Annotated in this window: 5 protein-coding genes and 1 tRNA gene; 2 read left to right on the top strand and 4 right to left on the bottom strand. The window is 47.7% G+C overall.

Annotated elements, in window-relative coordinates:
- Positions 1-49: 49 nt before the first annotated feature.
- The 3 genes from cysK to dapF form a co-directional block, all read right to left on the bottom strand.
- Positions 50-982: a cysteine synthase A gene (cysK, locus tag HMPREF2700_RS03075; RefSeq protein ID WP_141745814.1), complete on the bottom strand. Its 933-nt coding sequence runs from the start codon at positions 980-982 to the stop codon at positions 50-52.
- Between the two features lie 105 nt (positions 983-1,087).
- The gene (locus HMPREF2700_RS03070; RefSeq protein ID WP_070589982.1) at positions 1,088-1,690 is read right to left on the bottom strand and encodes a hypothetical protein; all 603 of its coding nucleotides are present in this window, start codon (positions 1,688-1,690) and stop codon (positions 1,088-1,090) included.
- Positions 1,687-2,538 (bottom strand): diaminopimelate epimerase, encoded by an 852-nt coding sequence (gene dapF, locus HMPREF2700_RS03065; RefSeq protein WP_070589979.1) that lies wholly within the window; start codon positions 2,536-2,538, stop codon positions 1,687-1,689. Before dapF ends, HMPREF2700_RS03070 begins: the two co-directional genes overlap by 4 nt.
- Before the next feature lie 180 nt (positions 2,539-2,718).
- Here dapF and HMPREF2700_RS03060 point away from each other — a divergent pair, with 180 nt between their 5' ends.
- Positions 2,719-3,210, top strand: a complete 492-nt coding sequence (locus HMPREF2700_RS03060; RefSeq protein WP_070589975.1) for a NemA protein — start codon at positions 2,719-2,721, stop codon at positions 3,208-3,210.
- A 139-nt stretch (positions 3,211-3,349) separates the two neighbouring features.
- Positions 3,350-3,425: transfer RNA gene (locus tag HMPREF2700_RS03055), tRNA-Asn, on the top strand.
- A gap of 263 nt (positions 3,426-3,688) precedes the next feature.
- Here HMPREF2700_RS03055 and HMPREF2700_RS03050 read toward each other — a convergent pair.
- Entirely contained in the window at positions 3,689-4,255 is a 567-nt protein-coding gene (locus tag HMPREF2700_RS03050) for a hypothetical protein (RefSeq protein WP_070589972.1), read from the bottom strand.
- Positions 4,256-4,314: the final 59 nt, after the last annotated feature.

Below are 4,314 nucleotides of genomic sequence, written 5' to 3'. Positions count from 1 at the left end.
GGAAAAAGGAATTTTGCAAAGGTCTCGGCCTTTTAACAACAATCCTATATTATGCCAAATCGGCAAACAGAGGCGTAGAAAGATAGCGTTCGCCATACGATGGCAACAAGACGACAATCAGCTTGCCTTCGTTTTCAGGTTTTTTAGCCAGTTGCAATGCGCTCCATACCGCGGCACCGGAAGAAATACCTACCAAAATGCCTTCTTTTTCAGCCATAGCGCGCGCAGTTTCAAACGCTGCTTCGTTAGGTACTTTGACAATGCTGTCGTAAATAGTCGTATTCAAAACACTGGGGATAAAGCCTGCGCCCAAACCTTGAATCGGATGCGGGCCTTTCTCACCACCACTCAATACTGGGGAAGCTTCAGGCTCGACGGCCACGATTTGAACTTCGGGTTTGTGTTTTTTCAATACTTCGCCCACGCCGGTAATCGTACCGCCTGTACCCACACCGGCCACGAAAATATCAACTTGGCCGTCTGTATCACGCCAAATTTCTTCGGCAGTGGTTTTGCGGTGAACTTCAGGATTAGCCTCGTTATCAAATTGGCGCGGCATAAAGTAAGTATCTGGATGTTCGTCCACCAAAGACTGGGCTTTAGCGATAGCGCCTGCCATACCTTCGGCAGCAGGCGTCAAAATCAGCTCTGCACCGAATGCACGCAGCAGCATTTTGCGTTCTTTACTCATGCTTTCAGGCATAGTAATCGCCAATTTATAGCCGCGGGCCGCACACACCATTGCCAAACCGATACCGGTATTGCCGCTGGTCGCCTCAACGATAACGGTATCTTTATTGATTTTACCGGCTTGCTCCGCCGCTTCAATCATGGCTTCGGCAATACGGTCTTTCACGCTGCTGCCCGGATTGAAAAATTCAAGCTTAACGGCGATTTGCGCTTTCAAACCCTCGGTCAAACGGTTCAATTTCACCAAAGGTGTATTGCCGATCAGCTCGGTAATATTATTTGCAATTTTCATTTCCTGCTCCAGATTTAGATGTGATATAGCCTGCATATTAAACTCAGGCCGTCTGAAAAACCAATATCGAAAATTTCTTTCATTATAACTTTTAGTTTGGATAAATTAATATCCGCCCCGTTCAAAAATCAAAGCCATGGCAACCACAGCCTGCATGACAACCGCAACCAGCCAACCCATTTGCAGCTGAGTAGCACTAAACAAAGCCGCCGACTGCTTGCACACGACCACGCGGTGCAGATAAAACACCAGCATCAACACGCCCTGCAAAACAAACCAATAAATCGGTTTCAAAGCATAAATTTTCAGCAAGGCCACCCATGCAAAAACTGCGCCTGCCAATGGCAAGATGAAATAAACCACGCCTGCCAAGAAAACAAAAGCCAAAGTCATGACGACATTGGAAACCGCAAATAAGGTCAAACCGGCATATTCGCCTGCCGACCAAAACTTTTTGTCTTCCGTTCTACTGCAGTCATCGATAAAGAAAAAAATACTGGCGATTGTCAGATAAAAATGAGGGATAAACAAAGGGCCTGTATGCGTAAAGCCCCACATTCCGGGCAACAAGCGCGCGCCTAGTGCCGAAATCCCCAGCCACAACAACACCGCAGCCCAAAGCCATTGAAACCGCTGCGCGCGAAAAATAAATGCCAACGATACCGCAGCATACGCGACGGCAAACCAAAAATCCAAAGAAACCATCATGAATACTGCAACTCGCCTTCAAAAACGGTTTCAGCAGGGCCGGTCATTTGCACATCACCACCGTCTTCCCAACTGATAAACAATTCGCCGCCAGGCAGAGTAACACGCACAGGCGCACCCGCTTTCAGCAAGCCATTACGCACGCCGGCCACCACGGCCGCACACGCTCCGGTGCCGCAAGCCTGAGTTTCCCCCACTCCGCGTTCAAACACGCGCAGGCGGACTGACAATTTATCTTCGACCTGCAAAAAGCCGACATTGACCCGTTCAGGAAACTGCTGGTGCGATTCAATAGCGCCGCCCCAATGCTCTACCGGCGCCGTCTCAACATCATCAACCAAAATCACTGCATGCGGATTACCCATATTCACGCAGCTTACCGGTACAGATTCCAAACCGACTAAGACAATATGTGTCAGCGCATCTTCATTTTCACCATGTGCAGGCACAAACGGAATTTCAGACGGCATGAAACGCGGTTTACCCATATTGACAGTAACCAAACCGTTATCCAACAGCTTCGGCACAATAATCCCTTTAGCCGTTTCGACCAAAATTTCCGTTTTATCCGTCAAACCCTTATCCGCGACAAAACGCGCAAAACAACGCGCGCCATTGCCGCACTGCTCTACTTCCCGGCCATCAGCATTGAAAATGCGGTACCGAAAATCGACCGCATCAGAAGAAGGCTTCTCCACTACCAAAAACTGATCAAAACCCACGCCGCGATAGCGGTCTGCCCATTGGGCAAGCGGCGCAGCCAACGGATCAAAGTCCTGATTGATGGCATTGACCACCATAAAATCATTGCCCAAGCCGTGCATCTTCGTAAATTTCAAAGTTTTCATTATTCATTCACATTCTTATTAAATCATTATTTCGGCACATTCTACACCAGAATGATATATCCGTTTCTATCTTGTTTTTCAGACGGCCTTGCGCCCTTTTACCAATACTAACACCAGCCACCCCGCAAAAATACTATACTTCCCACATTACAAACATTTCTTATTACAAGGATACACATTATGAAAAAAGTTCTCTTACCCGCCCTTTTGGCCGCTTCACTCAGCGCATGTACAGTCGGCACGCCCGGCGTTTCCGTCGGCTTAGGCGTCGGCACCAGCATCGGCCGCCATGTCGGCTTGGGTACATCCATCAACATCCCTGTCGGCTTGGACAAAACCAAAACCACCAAAGACACAGATTCGGACGGTATCCGCATCACAGAAGAACAAATCGTAACCTATTTTGATGCGCACGGCACACCCAGCAACAGCGCAGTCAAAGGCGGCTTCCATCGCCAACTGATCAGCAAACGCAACAATGAATACGTCGTCCAAGACTTTTACAGCGACAACAGCCAAAAACGCACGGACCCCTACGTCCTCAGCCGCAACCAGCTGATGCAGTTCCGCGCCACGCCAAGCAACGGCTCGCTGACCACTTACGCTTACAACGGCACGGTAATGCAGCAGCAAGTGTTCCAAAACGGCAAATTGGTTAACGCCAAATACTAAAGGCCGTCTGAAACGGCTGGGAAGCATGTGAAACTTGATTACAAAATATTTTTAACATTCAAACATTTGAAATATTTTGCACCATTTTCTTAAAAATATTGATTGACACATTTTTTCCAGCCATTATAATACGCCCCATTCCCCGATAGCTCAGTCGGTAGAGCGACGGACTGTTAATCCGCAGGTCCCTGGTTCGAGCCCAGGTCGGGGAGCCAAATTTTAAAAGCCTGAACTTCTGTTCAGGCTTTTTTACATCAATAAGGAACGATTGTTCTTTTCTAAAGAAAGCCCCTGAATCCCCATGAGACCTTTGCAAAGGTCTCTATCCGCCAAACTGACACGCCTTACACCCTACCCACTTCGTCTGGCGAACAGGTGCAAACAGCCCGAAACCTTTTTCAGTCAGGTTTCGGGCTGTTTCGTTTTTTTTGAATGAACGGCATCTTTTCAGACGGCCTTGTCCATCAAATTTGGCACATTATTTCACACACGGATTGTCTAAAACGACCGAGACATGGCGTTCGGCTTTGTTCATATACGTCATGCGGACTTTCTTGCCTTTGAATTCTGCTTCGATGACGGATTCCAACGAGACAACATCTTGGGGAAAACTGAATTTTTTGTCATTTGCAGCAATGAATTTGACGGGTTTGTCGCGGAATAGCGAGTAGAACGACACGCCTTTATTACCTGCGGTCACAGCGCATTGCGTTTTGCTGTCGGTGGCGATGACGGAGGAAAGCGTATGGGGCTTGTGGGTACGGTCGGCGAAGGTGGTGTAGGAATCATACGATCCTAAGCTAGTCCTTAATACGAAGGTATTGCCAAGCCACTCATGGCTAGTCCTGTCTTCGGGAAGATTTTTCTCGATGGCTTTTTTGCCTGCAAAGAAAGAGCATTCTTTGGTTTTGTGGTTGCAGACTTTTTTAACGCTGAACTGTTTATCCGGAGAAATAATGACGGTTTCGGCGGCAAAGCTGTTTGCGCTTGTTGCGGCGAATATACAGCTTAAAAGAAGTGAGCGGATGGAAAGGGACGGTTTCATTTTGTTTGGTGTATCGATTGTTTTTTATAGTGGATTAAATTTAAATCAGGACAAGGCGA

This window comes from Neisseria sp. HMSC068C04 (assembly GCF_001810105.1).
Lineage (GTDB): Bacteria > Pseudomonadota > Gammaproteobacteria > Burkholderiales > Neisseriaceae > Neisseria > Neisseria flavescens_B.
The sequence above is the reverse complement of the archived record's forward strand: the minus strand, read 5'-3'. Positions and strand labels throughout refer to the sequence as shown.

Excerpts from the sequence above, each read along its gene's own strand:
- HMPREF2700_RS03050 (WP_070589972.1), bottom strand. The coding sequence starts at position 4,255 with ATGAAACCGTCCCTTTCCATCCGCTCACTTCTTTTAAGCTGTATATTC.
- dapF (WP_070589979.1), bottom strand. The coding sequence starts at position 2,538 with ATGAAAACTTTGAAATTTACGAAGATGCACGGCTTGGGCAATGATTTT.
- HMPREF2700_RS03060 (WP_070589975.1), top strand. The coding sequence starts at position 2,719 with ATGAAAAAAGTTCTCTTACCCGCCCTTTTGGCCGCTTCACTCAGCGCA.
- cysK (WP_141745814.1), bottom strand. The coding sequence starts at position 982 with ATGAAAATTGCAAATAATATTACCGAGCTGATCGGCAATACACCTTTG.
- HMPREF2700_RS03070 (WP_070589982.1), bottom strand. The coding sequence starts at position 1,690 with ATGATGGTTTCTTTGGATTTTTGGTTTGCCGTCGCGTATGCTGCGGTA.